Source organism: Parablautia muri, assembly GCF_009917485.1.
In the GTDB taxonomy this organism is placed as follows: domain Bacteria; phylum Bacillota; class Clostridia; order Lachnospirales; family Lachnospiraceae; genus Suilimivivens; species Suilimivivens muri.
Window position 1 is genome coordinate 247,274 of the sequence record NZ_QZDT01000001.1, and the last position, 16,812, is coordinate 264,085.

General features: G+C 43.1%; 14 protein-coding genes. 12 read left to right on the top strand and 2 right to left on the bottom strand.

Annotated elements, in window-relative coordinates; genetic code table 11:
- Window positions 1–114 precede the first annotated feature (114 nt).
- From cysK to D5281_RS01245, 11 genes are all read left to right on the top strand, one after another.
- Complete coding sequence (gene cysK / locus D5281_RS01195) at window positions 115–1,056, top strand: cysteine synthase A (protein WP_160558310.1); 942 nt, start codon at window positions 115–117, stop codon at window positions 1,054–1,056.
- Window positions 1,057–1,214: 158 nt separating this feature from the next.
- The gene (locus tag D5281_RS01200; protein WP_160558311.1) at window positions 1,215–2,891 is read left to right on the top strand and encodes an ABC transporter substrate-binding protein; all 1,677 of its coding nucleotides are present in this window, start codon (window positions 1,215–1,217) and stop codon (window positions 2,889–2,891) included.
- Between the two features lie 12 nt (window positions 2,892–2,903).
- Complete coding sequence (locus D5281_RS01205; protein ID WP_160558312.1) at window positions 2,904–3,884, top strand: ABC transporter ATP-binding protein; 981 nt, start codon at window positions 2,904–2,906, stop codon at window positions 3,882–3,884.
- Window positions 3,881–4,942: an ABC transporter ATP-binding protein gene (locus D5281_RS01210; protein ID WP_160558313.1), complete on the top strand. Its 1,062-nt coding sequence runs from the start codon at window positions 3,881–3,883 to the stop codon at window positions 4,940–4,942. The genes D5281_RS01205 and D5281_RS01210 overlap by 4 nt, the downstream gene beginning before the upstream one ends.
- Window positions 4,943–5,016: 74 nt before the next feature.
- The gene (locus tag D5281_RS01215) at window positions 5,017–5,964 is read left to right on the top strand and encodes an ABC transporter permease (protein ID WP_160558314.1); all 948 of its coding nucleotides are present in this window, start codon (window positions 5,017–5,019) and stop codon (window positions 5,962–5,964) included.
- Window positions 5,965–6,119: 155 nt separating this feature from the next.
- On the top strand, window positions 6,120–7,037 hold the full coding sequence (locus D5281_RS01220) for an ABC transporter permease (RefSeq protein ID WP_160558473.1): 918 nt from the start codon (window positions 6,120–6,122) through the stop codon (window positions 7,035–7,037).
- Window positions 7,038–7,134: 97 nt separating this feature from the next.
- The gene (locus D5281_RS01225; RefSeq protein WP_277935104.1) at window positions 7,135–8,265 is read left to right on the top strand and encodes an amidohydrolase; all 1,131 of its coding nucleotides are present in this window, start codon (window positions 7,135–7,137) and stop codon (window positions 8,263–8,265) included.
- 187 nt (window positions 8,266–8,452) lie between these two features.
- Window positions 8,453–8,890: a hypothetical protein gene (locus D5281_RS01230; RefSeq protein WP_160558315.1), complete on the top strand. Its 438-nt coding sequence runs from the start codon at window positions 8,453–8,455 to the stop codon at window positions 8,888–8,890.
- Between the two features lie 153 nt (window positions 8,891–9,043).
- Window positions 9,044–9,202, top strand: coding sequence for a hypothetical protein (locus tag D5281_RS01235; RefSeq protein ID WP_160558316.1), 159 nt, complete (start codon window positions 9,044–9,046; stop codon window positions 9,200–9,202).
- Window positions 9,199–9,363: a DUF433 domain-containing protein gene (locus D5281_RS01240; RefSeq protein WP_160558317.1), complete on the top strand. Its 165-nt coding sequence runs from the start codon at window positions 9,199–9,201 to the stop codon at window positions 9,361–9,363. Before D5281_RS01235 ends, D5281_RS01240 begins: the two co-directional genes overlap by 4 nt.
- A 2-nt stretch (window positions 9,364–9,365) precedes the next feature.
- Complete coding sequence (locus D5281_RS01245) at window positions 9,366–9,776, top strand: DUF5615 family PIN-like protein (protein ID WP_160558318.1); 411 nt, start codon at window positions 9,366–9,368, stop codon at window positions 9,774–9,776.
- A gap of 155 nt (window positions 9,777–9,931) precedes the next feature.
- Here D5281_RS01245 and D5281_RS01250 read toward each other — a convergent pair whose 3' ends face one another.
- Window positions 9,932–11,386, bottom strand: coding sequence for a nicotinate phosphoribosyltransferase (locus tag D5281_RS01250; RefSeq protein WP_160558319.1), 1,455 nt, complete (start codon window positions 11,384–11,386; stop codon window positions 9,932–9,934).
- Between the two features lie 265 nt (window positions 11,387–11,651).
- On the opposite strand from D5281_RS01250, the gene D5281_RS01255 reads away from it, so the two are divergent.
- Complete coding sequence (locus D5281_RS01255; protein ID WP_160558320.1) at window positions 11,652–14,987, top strand: SNF2 helicase associated domain-containing protein; 3,336 nt, start codon at window positions 11,652–11,654, stop codon at window positions 14,985–14,987.
- A gap of 116 nt (window positions 14,988–15,103) precedes the next feature.
- Here D5281_RS01255 and D5281_RS01260 read toward each other — a convergent pair whose 3' ends face one another.
- Complete coding sequence (locus D5281_RS01260; protein ID WP_160558321.1) at window positions 15,104–16,351, bottom strand: GNAT family N-acetyltransferase; 1,248 nt, start codon at window positions 16,349–16,351, stop codon at window positions 15,104–15,106.
- Between the last annotated feature and the right edge of the window lie 461 nt (window positions 16,352–16,812).

The window sequence follows — 16,812 nt, forward strand, 5'->3', positions numbered from 1 at the left end:
GGTAATTTATAAAAGAATAAATTTCATGTTTGACAGAGAATGTGAATTGGAATATAATTTTAAACATACTAATCATACTAATTAAGTAGGGAATAAAATTTTGGGAGGATGAATATGAGTAAAATCAAGGAAAGCGCTTTGGAGCTAATTGGCAGCACACCTATTTTAAAATTAAACCGTTATGCGCAAAAGGCGGGCGCTGCGCAAGCGACTATTTTAGCAAAACTGGAATATTTAAATCCGGCAGGCTCTGTCAAGGACAGGGTTGCATTGGCTATGATAGAGGATGCGGAGAAAAATGGAATCTTAAAACCGGGCGCAACGATTATTGAGCCTACGTCTGGTAATACGGGTATTGGTCTTGCAGCAGTGGCAGCAATCAAGGGATACAAGGCAATTTTGACACTACCTGATACAATGAGTATGGAACGTAGGAATCTGCTTGGGGCTTATGGGGCGGAGCTGGTGCTTACAGAAGGAGCGAAGGGGATGACAGGCGCCATTGCGAAAGCGAAAGAGCTTAAAGAATCCATTCCAGGTGCGGTTATTTTGGGACAGTTTGAGAATTACGCAAACCCGAAAGCTCATCGGGAGCGTACAGGGCCGGAAATATGGGAGCAGACAGATGGAAAGGTAGATATTTTTGTAGCAGGTGTTGGAACTGGCGGAACGATTACCGGTGTGGGAGAGTATCTGAAAGCCCAAAACCCTGCGGTAAAGATTGTTGCGGTGGAACCTGCTTCCAGTCCGGTACTTTCAAAAGGAACCGCAGGACCTCACAAAATCCAGGGAATAGGAGCGGGCTTTGTGCCAGATATATTAAATACGGAAGTCTATGATGAAATTATTGCCATTGAAAATGAAGATGCATTTGCAGAAGGAAAGGCATTTGCGGTAAGTGAAGGCATCCTGGTAGGTATTTCCTCCGGAGCAGCCCTGAAGGCAGCAGCCATTCTGGCCAAAAGATCTGAAAATGCAGGAAAAATAATCGTAGTTCTGCTGCCGGATTCCGGAGACCGGTATTTATCTACCCCTTTATTTAGTGGCAATCATTAAAGATTTCATTTGAATGATTGTGCTGCAGAGGGCATTTTTCAGTAATTATTATTGAAAATATTGACAATTTAATACTGTAACAGTATAATGAACCAACTAAAATAAATGGGATCGGATTTTTCAGAATCCGGTGGTTTGTAATGGAGGAGCAGCGTATTATGAAAAAATTTTCAAAAAGACTGCTGGGCTTTTTGTTGACAGCAGTACTTGCTATCTCCGTGGCTGGGTGTTCGTCATCCGGAGGCGGAAGCGGCGAAGCTGGTGAGGGAGGAGAGGAAACTTCCACAGAAAATTCACAGAATAATGGAGAATCCGCAGAAGCGGCCGGAGAAAAAATCATCAATGTGGGTGTTACGGATTCCTTAGGCGGTGTCAATCCGTTTGTGGTTGACCAGACCGAAATTAATAAGTATGCGGTAGGTCTGATGTTTTTGCCTCTGATGGAGCTTGACAAAGATTTAAATTTTCAGGGAATGCTTGCAGACAGTATTACCACAGAGGATAATATAAATTTTGTAGTGCATATCGATGATGCGGCTACATGGTCGGACGGAACGCCGGTGACAGCAGATGACGTTGAGTACACTGTGCGCAGACTGGCAAGCCCTATTGTCAACAATACAACCCTGATGCTCTATGCATTTGAGGGTACAGGTGAGGAAGGCTTTGTAGAAGAAGGGGCTGAGAGTATGGCAGGTCTTACGGTTATGGATGATAAGACCATCCGGTTTACGGCAAAATATCCAATGGCGCTTACCACATTTCAAAATACTTATGCCAGATATCTTCATACCATGCCGAAGCATGTGATTGAACAGTATACTGAGGAAGAACTTTTAACAGCGGACTGGTTTAATCATCCGGATGTGGTCAGTGGACCTTTCATCCTGACGGATTATGACAATGACCATTATGTTTCTTATCGGGCAAACACCGATTACTGGAAGGGTGCACCTAAGATTGACAAATTAAATATTCGAATTGTAGATGCAAGTCAGATTTATGCGGGACTTCAGTCGGGGGAAATTGATATTACCCATCACACTATGACTGCCATACCGCAGGAAGATTATGAGAGTATTGAAGAACTGGAAAATGTAGATGCAGTGTATGGCCAGCCTATTACAAATCAGTCCGTATTTATCCAAACGGCGAATATTCCGGATGCGAGAGTTCGTCAGGCGCTTGTTTATGCCATTGACAGGGAGCAGCTTGTAGAGCAGCTTTTAAAAGGCCACGGGGAGGTGGTAGATGGTTTCCTTTCCTCCGCGAGTCCGTTTTTTGATGATGGAATTACGCCAATGGATTATGATCCGGAGAAAGCAAAGGCACTGCTTGAAGAAGCAGGCTGGGACGGTTCTAAGACCCTACGTTTTTATGTAAATTCCGGCGATAATACCTTTGTTAATGGTGCGCAAGTGCTAGTGGCACAGTGGGCAGCCGTAGGTATCAACGTGGAGGTGCAGACAGTTGATCTGGCGATGCTTATGACACTTGCAGGAAGTATGGATTATGACTTTTTTGCAGTACAGTACACCTATGCGCCAGTTGATCCTTATCCGGATGTACAGTGGCTTCTTAGCGGAGATGGTAGCTGGACTGGTTATTCCAGCGATGAGATCAACGAAGCTTTGGAGGGAACACAGCAGACAAGTGATACAGAGGAGATTACAAAGCTTTATTCTGTTATAGATAGGAAGGTTCAGGAGGATGTTCCCATGTTCTCCGCGTATATCTTAAGTGTGCAGGGGGCGGTGAGCAAACGGCTTACGGGCGCCGAACCCAGCGCATATGGATTTTTCAATGATGTACAGAATTGGGATATTGAAGAATAGTGAGGGAAAGCCATGCCGCATTTATTGGAAGTGCAGGGCCTGACCACCGTTTTTGCTGGGGACTATGGCAAGAACATCAGTGTAGACCATATTGATTTTCATGTAAAGGAAGGTGAAGTGGTCTGCCTTGTAGGTGAATCAGGATGTGGAAAAAGTGTAACTTCATTGTCAATTATGGGATTATTAAGAAAGGACGGAGCTGTCAAGGACGGCTCTGTCCTCTTTGACGGTAAGAATCTTCTGTCTATGACAGAAAAAGAACTGGATCAAGTGCGGGGAAATGAGATTACCATGATTTTTCAGGATCCTCTTACTTCCTTAAATCCTGTTTTTACAGTGGGAAATCAAATAGTGGAAAGCATCCGCACACATATGCATTTATCAAAAGAGGATGCAAAAAAGCGGGCACAAATGCTGCTTGAAAAAGTGGGAATGCCGGATGCACGTGGCACAATGAAAAAATATCCCCATACCCTTTCCGGTGGGATGCGCCAGAGAGTAATGATTGCCATGGCATTGTCTTGCAGTCCAAGGCTGTTGATTGCAGATGAACCCACTACAGCACTGGATGTGACTATACAAGCGCAGATTATGAAGCTGCTTAAAGAGCTGCAGGAAGAAACAGGTATGTCTATGATTTTAATTACCCATGACATTGGTTTGGTGGCGAATATGGCGGACAGGGTATTAGTCATGTATGCAGGGCAGATTATAGAGGAAGCGCCTGTAAAGGAACTTTTTGAAAATCCAAAGCATCCCTATACCAAGGCACTGCTTGATACGGTTCCCACCATACGGGATGCAGCGGACAGGCAGCTTGTTTCTATTCCCGGTATGGTGCCGGAGAGCTATGATGACAGGAAAGGATGCCGGTTTGCAGAACGGTGTAAATACAGAAGGCCGGAATGTGATAATCCTCAAAAGGATTATGTATTCGGGGCACACCATACTGCAAAATGTATTGTGATGAAGGAAGGGGGAGCCGAGTTATGAGCGATAAAGAAGATGCCCCTTTGATTCAGGTGGAGAATTTAAAAAAATATTATCCCATTAAGGGAGGAATTATCAATCATACCAAGGGGTATACCAAGGCGGTGGACGGCGTAAGCTTTTCCATTATGGAGGGAGAAACATTAGGATTGGTTGGAGAGTCCGGCTGTGGAAAGTCTACAATAGGGAGACAATTGGTAGGGCTTGAGGTACCCACAGAGGGCAAGATTTATTATAAAGGAAAGGATTTAGCTGAATTATCAAAGGCTGAAATGCAGAAAATCAGGACACAGCTTCAAATGGTTTTTCAGGATCCTTATTCTTCTTTAAATCCCAGAAAGCATATATTTGAGATTCTTTCTCAGCCTATGCTGTACCATAAGATATCGGAAAAGGGGACAGTTGAGAAAGATATCTTGAAAATTCTTGATATGGTAGGTCTTCCACGCAATGTGCTTGGAAGATATCCCCATGAGTTTTCCGGAGGACAAAGGCAGAGAATCGGCATTGCTAAGGCGCTTTCTTTAAATCCCAGGTTTATCGTCTGTGATGAGCCGGTCAGCGCTCTGGATGTATCCATACAGGCACAGATTTTGAACCTTTTGAAAGAACTGCAGAAGGAACTTCATTTAACCCTTCTTTTCGTGGGCCATGGACTGGGAGCGGTTAATTATGTCAGCAACAGGATTGCGGTGATGTATCTTGGCAGAATTGTGGAAATGGGAGAGGCAAAGGAAATTTTTAACCATCCGGTGCATCCTTATACCAGGGCGCTTTTAGATGCGGTTCCAGTACCGGATCCGGGAGAAAAAGAAAAGGCGTACAGCCTTTTGCAGGGGGAAATCGGAAACAGCGCCAGCTTACCAAAGGGGTGTCGGTTTCATCCAAGGTGCCCATATGCTGCAGATATATGCAGGCAGAAGGAGCCGGAAATGCTGGAAATAAAGGCAGGATGGGATGGCGACCGGGGGAATTCCGAAGGCAATGATACGGGTCATTATGCGGCCTGCCCTATTGTGATGCTCAGTAAAAATGAAAATTTTGTTTGCCAAAACAGTTAAAATAAGAAGGAGAATTCCTCTGCTCCTGCAAGAGCAGTCGCATTTTCCTTCGGAAAACAAGGAGGAATGGAATATTGACAAAGTATATCCTGAAAAGAATATTGATTGCTATTCCTGTGTTGATTGGCATCACAATTATAGATTATGGGATTATGTGTATGGCAGGGAGTCCCCTGGAAATGCTGCAGGGTCCCCGTGTATCACAGGCTGCGGTGGAGGCTAAAGCAATTGCTCTAGGACTGGATAAACCTTTTTATGTGCAGTATTTTGTATGGCTGGGACAGCTTTTACAGGGAAACATGGGGTATTCCATTAAATCCTATCAGCCGGTCAGCGAAATGATAAGAAGCCATCTGGGTCCTACGCTGCTGCTGATGGGTGTATCTTTGGTGGTAAGTCTCATTATGGCGGTTCCGGCAGGAATTTACAGCGCGATTCACCAGTATGAAAAAGGGGATTATGCAGTGGTTACTTTTTCCTTCTTAGGGAGCAGTATACCAGGCTTTTTTCTTTCCTTACTGCTGATTTATATTTTTACGGTAAAATTGGGCTGGCTCCCTTCAAGCGGAATGGCAACTCTGGGAACAGAGGGCGGTTTTTGGGATGTATTACAGCATATGGTTATGCCGGTGATTGTACTTGCCACCTCTATGGCCGGCAGTAACATCAGATATATCAGAAGCGCCGTATTGGAAATCCTGCAGCAGGATTATCTGCGTACAGCACGCGCGAAGGGAATCGGCCGCTTTTTGGTGATCAATAAGCATGCCCTGCGCAATGCGATGGTTCCTATTGTAACCGTAATCGGTATGGAGATCCCTGTACTGTTTGGCGGTGCAGTTATTATTGAACAGGTATTTTCCTGGCCGGGGCTTGGTCTTATGACCATGAGTGCCATTACAGGCCGGGACTATCCTGTGATCATGGGAGTGTGCCTTTTATCTGCGGTGGTGGTGTTAGCTGCCAATCTGGTTACGGATATTTTGTATGCATTGGTTGACCCCACAATTCAGCTTGATTAAAGTGTGAAGAAAAATTGCAAGAGAATGCCTGAAACAGGCATTCTCCTGATAGATATATGCTGCTTTATAGCGGCATGGGATTAGTGTATCGAAAACTTTTCCAATATGCTCCGGAGGCATGGAAAGTGAAGAAGGAAGAACGGATAGAAAAGAAAATGGCAAAGAAAAAGAAATATGAAAGAACAGTTCTTGTGGGCGCTGAAAACGAGAGGGTAAAAGATATAGCCAACGAAAGCTACCTGCAGACAGTATTTCGGCGTTTTCGCCGCCACCATCTGGCAGTGGTGAGTCTGGCGATACTGGCCTTATTAGGCGGTGCGGCGCTTTTGGCGCCTTTGATTGCGCCTTATGACCCGGATGAAATTGTGGGAACCTTTAGTGGGGCGCCCTGTAAGGAATTTTGGCTTGGAACAGACCAGATTGGCAGGGATGTGCTTAGCAGACTTTTGTATGCAATGAGAATTTCCCTGCTGGTAGGGATTATGGCTACCTTTATTTCTACTGTAATCGGGGTAATACTTGGACTGATTGCAGGTTATTTTGGCGGTGTGGCGGATATGATCATCATGCGTTTTACGGATATGGTAATGTCATTCCCTTATATTTTGCTTGTACTGGTTGCAGCGGCGGTATTTAAGCCCGGGCTTTGGAATATTATCCTGATTTTGGGTTTCGTGGACTGGCCGGGAATTGCAAGGCTGGTGCGCGGAAATGTGTTAAACCTTCGGGAAACTAATTTTATTAAAGGAAATATTGTGGCGGGAATGCCTCTTAGACATATTCTTTTTTCAGAAATTCTGCCTAATACGGTAGCGCCGATTTTAGTGTATGCAACCTCCGTGCTGGCGCTTTCCATGCTGGACGAGGCGGCTCTTAGCTTTTTAGGACAGGGAGTGCAGCCACCTACGGCAAGCCTTGGAAATATGTTAAATGGAGCCCAGTCTTTGACGGTTCTCACAAAACAGCCATGGCTGTGGATACCGCCGGGCCTGCTTATTGTACTGCTGGTTATGTCCATTAATTTTATTGGAGATGCGCTGAGGGATGCCCTTGACCCAAACAGCCGCAGGTGATTTTAACGGCATAGGGTTTGATGAAAATTACCCTAAGTGGTGATGGGAACAGGTCAGATAGCAGGAATGAATTTTAAACAGGTTCTGGCAGACAGGAATGGGGAGAAAGAAGATGGAGCTTGAGAAAAAACTAATTGCATATTTTGAGTGGTTTCATAAGAATCCGGAGTTGTCTTACGAGGAATACAAGACAACAGCTAAGATCAGGGAAATTCTCGTGGAGGCCGGGGTGGAGCTTCTGCCCTGCAAGCTGGAAACAGGGCTTGTGGCGGTGATTCGGGGGAAATTAAACGGGCCAGTACAGGCCCTTAGATGTGACATAGATGCCCTTCCTGTTATGGAGGAAACGGGGTTAGCCTATGCCTCCTGCCAGAAGGGGAAAATGCATGCATGCGGACATGATTTTCATACGGTTTCCGGAATAGGCTGCGCCCTTCTTTTGCAGGAGAGAAGAGAAGAACTGGCCGGCACTGTTAAGATTATTTTTCAGCCCGGGGAAGAAAGTTCTTTGGGGGCTCTTAAGATATTGGAAACAGATGAGATAGATGATGTGGAGATGATATGGGGTATTCATGCGGACCCCACAAATGAAGCGGGAGTGTTGAGCATTCGTCAGGGCTATGTATCGGCGGCGGTAGACCGGTTTGTGATTACCGTAAAGGGCGTGGGCTGTCATGGGGCACATCCGGAGGATGGCGTGGATCCGATTCTGGCGGCAGCGGCTATGGTACAGGCGTTACAGAGCGTGGTGACCAGAAATGTGAATGCCTTCCATCCGGCGCTTTTGAGCGTTACCAGAATAGAAGCGGGAAATACCTGGAATGTAATACCGGAACAGGCAGTTTTAGAGGGAACCGTGCGGACCATGAACCGGGAAGACCGGATTTTGTTTGAAAAACGGATGGAAGAAATTGTGCGAAACACAGCCATTGCCTATGGAGCCAAGGCAGCTATGGAATGGATAGCAGGCTGCCCGGCTACCTATAATGATGAAGAAATGGTGCAAAAAAGTATCCGGACAGCAGATAAGTGTAATTTGAAGGTGGTGCCTGAGGAGAGCTCCATGGGAGGGGATGACTTTTCTTTTTATGAGGAAAAAATTCCCGGCTGCTATATCAAAGTTGGTACAGGAAAGGGATGGGCGATTCACCAGCCCGGATTTAGGGTGGACGAAAGTGTGATATTGTCTACGGTTCATTATCTGACGGAACTATTTTTGGACATATAAAATGGAAGTGCCCTGGTTCTCAGAAATTAAAACTTTTGGGTGGTTGGTTTATATAATGGGTGAGAAAGGCAATAATTGCAGAGGAAACAGGGATTGTGCTATAATGGAAAATACAAAAGCAGGTTAAGGATGAGAAAAGAGGTGCTAATGCTATGAACGAAGACAAAAAAATAAATACGCGGAGACTTTGCTTAGTGGTTTTAACAGCGGCTTACTTGAAATCCTATGGAATACATCAGGCTTTACATTAAGAGTTGACCCAAAACGTAAAGAAGTGATTCCTGAACTAAAAGAAAAAGAGTTTATCGATTACGCATTTTCTATCATTAGGATGGTTGCGGATTTGGCAGAAGGTAAAAGTACAGAAGATGCCTTGGAAAAAGATTTGGAAACTGCCAGTGAGATTTATGCCCGGGAAAATGATTTAAAGAATCACCTTTATGTAAAAAGGAATAGTAAAATAAATTGTTTTAAGCATTTTGAAAGTCAGATTATCAGTTATAGAAATGAAGAAAATCCTAAAGAAATAGCTGTAAATTCGGCGATTGTCAGAGTAATGACTGAAATGGAGGATGAGGAAATACCATATACATTGAGCTTTCCAGAAGGGATTTGGGAAACTTGATTGATAATTTAATTGAACTGAAGGAAAAATGGATTCTATATAGACGAATAGAAGGGGTAAAAATGGCGGAACTTTTTGTAAAGAATTCTGAAATATCTTTTCCTGAAATATGGCAATATACATATAAAAAAAATGAATACCAATCCGGTTTAAATGAAAAAACAGACATATAATAAAGATATGAAGCGTAATATCATATTTTTAAAAAATGGAAATGTAAATTATCAAGAAATAGAGCAGTATTTAAAAAAAATAGCTCAAAAATTTAATGAAATCCAAATTGATGAAAAAAATTGGGTGGTATGCCGGTGATAAATAATACCAGAATACCAGTTAGTTTAATGGTTGCATGCTTAAAAGATGAAATGACGATAAAGGAGATTAGCGAAGAATATAAACTGGCAGAAAAAGATATAGAGAAAGCCATGGAGTATGTAATTGAAGTTTTGGATGCCCCATATCAGGAAGGATAGGAATGAAGGTACTATTAGATGAGAATATTACACAGAAATCAATACCGGTTTTAGAAAAATATGGGCACGATGTTATTCATGTATTAAACAGATTCGAGGCAGGGAAAAGAGATGAAGACGTTTTTGAGCTTGCCCTGAAAGAGCAAAGGGCGCTAATTACCCTGCATGGAAAAGATTTTGTAGTTTTCATTCCGCCGAGAACCGAATTAGTATTACATTATGGTTTGATTTGGCTTAGAGGATTTCAGGTAACAAGTAAAAGTTATGAGGGTGTAATGGAGATAATAGGGAATTTCCTGAAAAATAAGGGAGATTCTATCAAAAATATATATTACGCTATGAAGAAGAAAGATAATTCATATGAAATTGTTCAACGGTTTCCAAAAACAACAAAGATGTTAATTGAAGTATAGAATGAATTTTATTATAAGTAAAAGATAAGGAAACCAAAGATGCCATGAGAAGAACAAAGATTTTCAGCAAAGTACAAAAATGCTGTGGGGGAGAGCCTCTCCCCCACGCCTGACGTTTATAATAGTTCAGCTACCTGAACAGTTTATTGAAACGATTATTTTTCACTCATTTGATCTAAAAGCTGAATCTTAATATCATATAATTTTTTAGACAAATCTACGTAAACCTGATGAGGATTTACAAATCGTTTGGTTTCATCCCAGAGGGTATCAAGCTCGCTTTGACAGTAGCTTCTGATATCCATCACCTTAGGAGATTCATAGCAGCATTCCCCATTTTGAAAAACAGGTTTGAGTAATTCACGAAGGGTGTATGAGCCGGCCGACAGTTTTGTTTTTTTCCATGGCTCTAAGGGGTCAAACAACAGTAAAGGCTCCTCCTGGTTAAATGTTTCTCCTACAAGACAGATTAAATCGGCTTTTATTTTACCCGTATTTTTTTCATAGACACGGTAAATGGTCTTGTTGCCGGGGTTGGTTACCTTTTCAGTATTTTCAGAGAGTTTGATTTTGGGAATAAATTCTCCCTTTTCATTCATGATGGCTGCCAGCTTATAAACGCCGCCAAAGGCAGGGTTATCTTTTGCAGTAATGAGATTGGTCCCAACACCCCAGGAAGAAATGGCAGCGCCCTGAGCCTTTAAAGTTTCTATCAGATATTCATCCAAATCATTAGAAGCAGAGATGACGGCATCGGGGAATCCGGCATCATCCAGCATTTTACGCGCTTTTTTTGAAAGATAAGCAAGGTCGCCGCTGTCAAGACGGATTCCATAATTGGTAAGAGGAATTTTGGCAGCGTGCATTTCCTGAAAGACGCGGATAGCATTGGGAATACCGGATTTTAGAGTATCATAAGTATCTACCAGCAAAATACAGGCGGAAGGGTACATATCTGCGTAAGTTTTAAAGGCAGTGTACTCATCAGGGAAGCTCATAATCCAGCTGTGGGCATGGGTACCCTTAACGGGAACATCAAAGAGCTGTCCGCAAAGGACGTTGGAGGTACCAATACATCCGCCAATTACTGCTGCTCTGGCACCGTAAATGCCTGCATCGGGGCCCTGGGCGCGGCGAAGGCCAAATTCCATAATGCCATCTCCTTTTGCAGCATAGCAGACCCGGGCGGCCTTGGTGGCAATCAGGCTCTGGTGGTTTATAATATTCAAGATGGCGGTTTCAACCAGCTGGGCTTCCATGATAGAAGCAATTACTTTAACGAGAGGTTCCCGGGGGAAAATGATAGTTCCTTCAGGGACGGCATAGATATCGCCGGAAAATTTAAAGCCTGCCAAATAATCCAGAAAATTTTTGCTGAAAATATGCAGACTGTCCAGGTATTCAATGTCTTGTTTAGAAAAATGTAGTTCTTTGATGTACTTGATAAGCTGTTCGAGGCCGGCAGCAATGGCGTAGCCTCCGCCGCAGGGATTGGTTCTGTAAAAGGCATCAAAAATGACGGTTTCGTTTTGCTCTTTATGCTCAAAATAACCCTGCATCATAGTAAGTTCGTAAAGGTCTGTTAATAAGGTTAGATTTTGTCTGTCCATGGGGAATCTCCTTGGTTTTTATTTGACTATACACTTAAAATGGACGGGTTGCAAGAATGGCAGGAAAATTTTTCAATGAAAAGCTGCTTTGCGTGGGTCAGGAATGGGTATGGGCTGTATACTTGAGAACATGAAGTAGGGGCGAAGGGAGATTTTCGCGGTGGCTGATTGTTTCACTTGACATGAGAAATAGGGGCGGATATGCTAATGATATTGGTAGTAATACATATCACGTGCATAGCTGCGATATACTGGGAGTATAAGAATGCTTAATAAAAGACAAATTAAAAAGCTTACAAACAGTGTCGCCTACAATAGAGGCGTGGAGCTTTTTTATGGGAATATGGTCGAAACATTTGAAGTAGAAAACAGAGATGAATTTGAGATTAAAATCAGGGCAAAGGTTCACGGCAGCGGCCGGAAGAAATACCATGTGGAGATATTGGTTGATTATCTGACGGATGAGATGGAGGAATGTTACTGTGAATGTCCGGCCTTTTACAATTATGAAGGTATTTGTAAGCATTGTGTGGCTGTGCTTTTGGAGGCGGAAAACCATCAGTTAGGACAGCAGACAATTTTTGATTTTGTGGAAGATGAATCGCGGAATGATAATAAAAAATATTTGAGAGACTATATCAATCCGGGGGAGCTGTTCGGCCAGGGCCATAGAAGCAGACATGCCAGGGAAACGACTCCGGCTATGAAAGAGCTGTTGAACCGGCAGACAGTAAAGGCCACCATGGCCTTGCTGCCTAAAGGGGATTATGGAAAGGTGGAGCTGGAGCCTTTTTTGGATTGCAGTAATAATGGAATTTTTGTAGAGTTTAAATTGGGCGTGGATACAAAATACGTCATGAAAGATATATTTGAGTTTGTAGGAAATGTGGAATTGGAGCAGGAACATTCTTACGGAAAAAAGCTTAAATTTTTACATACGTTGGAGGCATTTGCGAAAGGGTCACAGGAGCTGGTGAAGTTTTTATTGAGGTGGGTGCAGGAGAATGGAGGAAGTTATGTACAATATGCCTATGGAAACTACTATGGAGCATCTTTTCCGAAATTGCGTAAAATGCCCTTAAGCGGAGCGGATTTTGAGGACTTTTTAGAGTGCTTGAAGGAAAGGGATATTACCATGAATGTGAATATGACAGGAGAGCGTTCATGGAGACTGACAGAAGATAAGCTGATCAGAAATATGTGGATAAAGGGAGAGAAGGATGGCATTGAAGTAAGCACGGAGGTACTGTTCGGATTTTTCTGTTTTCATTATGTGATTATGTTTAAGGAGGGGTTGATTTACAGAGAAAAAAAGGAAGACCTGGCGCAGGTTCAGGATTTCATATCCTGTATGGCGCAGATGCCTGACAGAAAGCTTTACATTGCAAAGGAAGATGTTCCTGTTTTTTGCAGGGAGCTGTTGCCTGTGCTTGAAAAACATTATCAATGTAAAAGGGAAAATTTTGAGCCGTCAGATTACGGCGTTGTGCCTGTAATTTTTGAGATTTACTTAGATGCACCCCAGCAGGATTTTATTACCTGTAAGGTTTACGCGTTATACGGGGAAAGAAAATATGACGTCTATCAAAAGGATGAAAAAAAGGGCGAAAGGGATGCCGTAAAGGAAACGCTTGTGGGAAATATAGTCGCCTCTTATTGTAATGCCTTTGACGAGAAGGAGCGCGCCATGGTTCTTTCCGGGGATGAGGATAAAATCTACGAGCTTTTGGTGTATGGTATTCCTAAATTTCAGGAGTTAGGGGAAGTGTATGTCTCGGATGCTTTAAAGAGGATTCATGTGATACGGCACAGTAAGGTAGAGGTAGGTGTGTCACTGTCCGGAGATTTGCTGGAGCTGACAGTGAGTGCCGGGGATATGTCCCGGGAAGAATTGATAGAAATTTTGTCTAAATACGACCGAAAGAAAAAGTATTTCCGTTTGAAAAACGGCAGTTTCATTGATGTGGAAGATGACGGGATGCAAACCCTCCTGGGGATTAAGGAGGATTTGAACCTGACAGAGAGTCAGTTAAAAAAGGAAAAAATGAATGTGCCTAAATACAGGGCCATGTATTTAGACAGCGAGCTGCGCGAAAAACAGAATCTCTTGGCAATAAGAAGCAGAACTTTCAAGGAACTAATCAGAAATATGAAGACCATAGAGGATAATGATTTTGAGATTCCGGCAAGCTTAGAATCTATTTTGCGGGAATACCAGAAAGTCGGATTTTTGTGGCTTAAGACCCTTAGACATAACGGATTTGGAGGGATTCTGGCAGATGATATGGGTCTTGGGAAAACTTTACAGATCATTGCCTTTTTGTTATCAGAATTTTTGGATGCAAAAGCGGATGATAACAGAAGATGTCTGATCGTAACACCTGCCTCGTTGGTATTTAACTGGAACAGTGAATTTAACCGTTTTGCGCCGAGCCTTCCTGTAAAGATGGTCACAGGACCAGCCGCCGAACGGAAGGAAATCATAGAGACGGCCCAGACGAGAGATATCCTGATCACATCCTATGAGCTTTTAAAAAGAGATTTGCCCCAGTATAAGGATGTCTCATTTTTCTGCCAGATTATTGATGAGGCACAGTATATAAAAAACCATAATACCCAGGCAGCAAAGGCGGTAAAGGAGATTGAGTCAGGGCATCGCTTTGCCCTGACTGGTACGCCGATAGAGAACAAGTTAAGTGAGCTGTGGAGCATATTTGATTATCTGATGCCGGGATTTTTGTATGGCTATCAGCGTTTTAGAACGGAAATAGAAGTTCCTGCGCTGCAAAACAACAGTGAGGAGGCCATGGGCAGGCTTCAGAAGATGGTAAGGCCTTTTATTCTAAGAAGGCTTAAGAAGGATGTCCTGACAGACCTGCCGGATAAATTGGAAGAATGTGTATATGGCCATATGGAAGGAGAGCAGTGGAAACTTTACTGCGCCCATGTGCAGAGAATTAAAATGCTGGTGGACAAGCAGTCCGATGAAGAATTCAAGAGTGCCAAAATACAGATTTTATCTGAGCTATTAAAGCTTAGGCAGCTTTGTTGCGACCCGTCACTAGTGTATGAAAATTATGTAAACTCTTCCGAGAAGGCTGTAATGTGCCTGGATTTGATTAGAAATGCTGTAAGCGGAGGGCATAAAGTGCTTTTATTTTCCCAGTTTACATCTATGCTGGAAAATTTACAGAAAGAATTGGATAAGGAAAACCTTTCCTATTACACGTTAACGGGAGCTACGCCAAAAGAAAAAAGGCTGCAGCTGGTTGAAAGCTTTAACTGGGATGAAACCAATGTGTTTTGCATTTCTTTAAAGGCAGGGGGGACAGGCCTTAACCTGACGGCGGCGGATATCGTAATTCACTATGACCCATGGTGGAACCTGGCTGTGCAGAATCAGGCTACGGACAGGGCCCATAGGATAGGGCAGAAAAATGTGGTAAATGTCTATAAATTGATTATGAAGGATACCATAGAAGAAAATATAGTCAAGCTTCAGGAGCGGAAAAGAGAACTGGCGGAGCAGGTGCTCTCAGGGGAAGGCTTGGGAAATGGTAACTTTACGAGGGAAGAACTGTTGGAGCTTTTGGAAATGTAACAGTTACTGTAAGGCAGGTGGTGGATTTGCACACAGCAAAAGTGGCTGCGAAGCGGACATTTGGCGAATGCGGCGAAGGTCAAAACCCCGCAGCAAAGCTGCGGGGTTTTAGACTTTTAGAAATAATCGGAGAAATATGGCTTTTCTACAGGTATTAAACGTTCTAACCAGGTCAGCATGTAGTATTCGGTGTTTAATTTTTCATGCTCATAAAGATAAGAAGGACGTTTATATCCCATCAGCATGGTGGTTAAGGTATTGATATCAAGCTCCACCACATTAATAGACTGGTTATCCGCCACCTGCTCGCAGATGGTTTCGCCATCGTGCCAGGAAACCATGTAATCGCCCTCATTCCAGTGGGCCATTTCATCATGTACTTTGAAATGAAGCTTGAAATCCTCCGGCTGAATCTGATAAGGATAGTCTTCCAGGAAAGCCCGCACATTTACGATTCTTGCCATAATATAAGGAGAAATGGTTTCTGTGATTTCACTGTCCTCGAACAGATAAGCCATAGGTTCTCCGGAATAATTATCGCCCTGAACCTGTTCAATCATGGAAAAATGGGCGCTGATATAGTTCCATAGCCCATAATTTGCTTCAATGTTTAAGTATACCATTTCTTTTATGTGGAAAATATCATTGGCAATATAGTAAACCACATAACCTAAGGGCTTATGTTCTTTATTATAGTAGACGGCGGCAATCATGTCGTCATTATCCCAACGCCAATATTCTTCCCAGGATAAATTATCCCGAATCAGGCATCCATGGCGCTGCAGGGCAAAATAAGAATGTACATTGTGGTAGTCTTCCGAATCAAGGCTGACCCGCTCCACCATTCCGCCTACCGGCCGTGTTTTGGGAAGCTGGGTATCCTTTACGGTGAAGGATAACTTATCAGAGACGATTTCCCATCCCATCTTTCTGTAAAAGGGAATGGAATAAGGATAGAGGAAGGAAATAGGCATTTCCTGTTCGTGAATGTAGTTAAGCGCGTGTTTCATAAGGGAATGGATCAGCCCTTTTCCGGTGTATTCAGGATAGGTTGCAACGCCGGTAATGCCGCCCATATCCATGATTTCATCGTAAATATTTATTTTCATGGAATAGACAACGATCATGGAAGCCAGTTTTTCTCCGTAAAACCAGCCCAGTACATAGGCTTCTTCCAAAATGGGCCTTTTGGCGTATTTGATTTCTTCTTGTTTCCATCCGGTTTGAAATAAATCGTAGGTAGTCACCTGAAATGCGTATTGGAGCAGGGCGTTGAACTGTTCCAAATCACTTTTGTCTAACTCACGCATTTTAAAGCTGCCATTGATTTCGAGATAAGTATGTTCTTCATTTTTGTCTTTCATAAATATACACTGTTCCTTTCCGCTTTATTGTACATCACAAAAAAGCGTGCGTCCATGGATTTTTTCTGATACTTTTCACATGCTGGAGAAAAGATGTTTGGAAAAAGAAATATGTTATTAATGATTAAGAAGGAAAAGAGTGGAGCAGGGGGTTGACAAAGTATAGGAAAATGTTGTACTTTTTAAAAAGTAAAGGCAATGACGAAGACAGTAGCCTTTTTCGAACATGGCAGAGAGCTGGGATAGGTGGGAACCGGTATTAGTAGAAAAATGGTGAAAATCACTTCCAAGCTGCGGACTGAAAGCCTTTGGCAAGTAAGTTTTGCCGGAATCCTCCGTTATGGGAAAGCATATTAAGCCGTAGTGTAATCGGTGCGTATGGGTAAACAGGTGGTTAAGGTGAAGTATATCCCCGTCCTTTTTACGGACGGGGATTTTTGCATAGGATGACCTGGAAGGCG

Coding starts and splice junctions, on each gene's coding strand:
- D5281_RS01255 (WP_160558320.1), top strand. CDS start 11,652: ATGCTTAATAAAAGACAAATTAAAAAGCTTACAAACAGTGTCGCCTAC.
- D5281_RS01220 (WP_160558473.1), top strand. CDS start 6,120: ATGGCAAAGAAAAAGAAATATGAAAGAACAGTTCTTGTGGGCGCTGAA.
- D5281_RS01205 (WP_160558312.1), top strand. CDS start 2,904: ATGCCGCATTTATTGGAAGTGCAGGGCCTGACCACCGTTTTTGCTGGG.
- D5281_RS01260 (WP_160558321.1), bottom strand. CDS start 16,351: ATGAAAGACAAAAATGAAGAACATACTTATCTCGAAATCAATGGCAGC.
- D5281_RS01210 (WP_160558313.1), top strand. CDS start 3,881: ATGAGCGATAAAGAAGATGCCCCTTTGATTCAGGTGGAGAATTTAAAA.
- D5281_RS01200 (WP_160558311.1), top strand. CDS start 1,215: ATGAAAAAATTTTCAAAAAGACTGCTGGGCTTTTTGTTGACAGCAGTA.
- D5281_RS01245 (WP_160558318.1), top strand. CDS start 9,366: ATGAAGGTACTATTAGATGAGAATATTACACAGAAATCAATACCGGTT.
- cysK (WP_160558310.1), top strand. CDS start 115: ATGAGTAAAATCAAGGAAAGCGCTTTGGAGCTAATTGGCAGCACACCT.
- D5281_RS01250 (WP_160558319.1), bottom strand. CDS start 11,386: ATGGACAGACAAAATCTAACCTTATTAACAGACCTTTACGAACTTACT.
- D5281_RS01225 (WP_277935104.1), top strand. CDS start 7,135: ATGGGGAGAAAGAAGATGGAGCTTGAGAAAAAACTAATTGCATATTTT.
- D5281_RS01235 (WP_160558316.1), top strand. CDS start 9,044: ATGAAAAAACAGACATATAATAAAGATATGAAGCGTAATATCATATTT.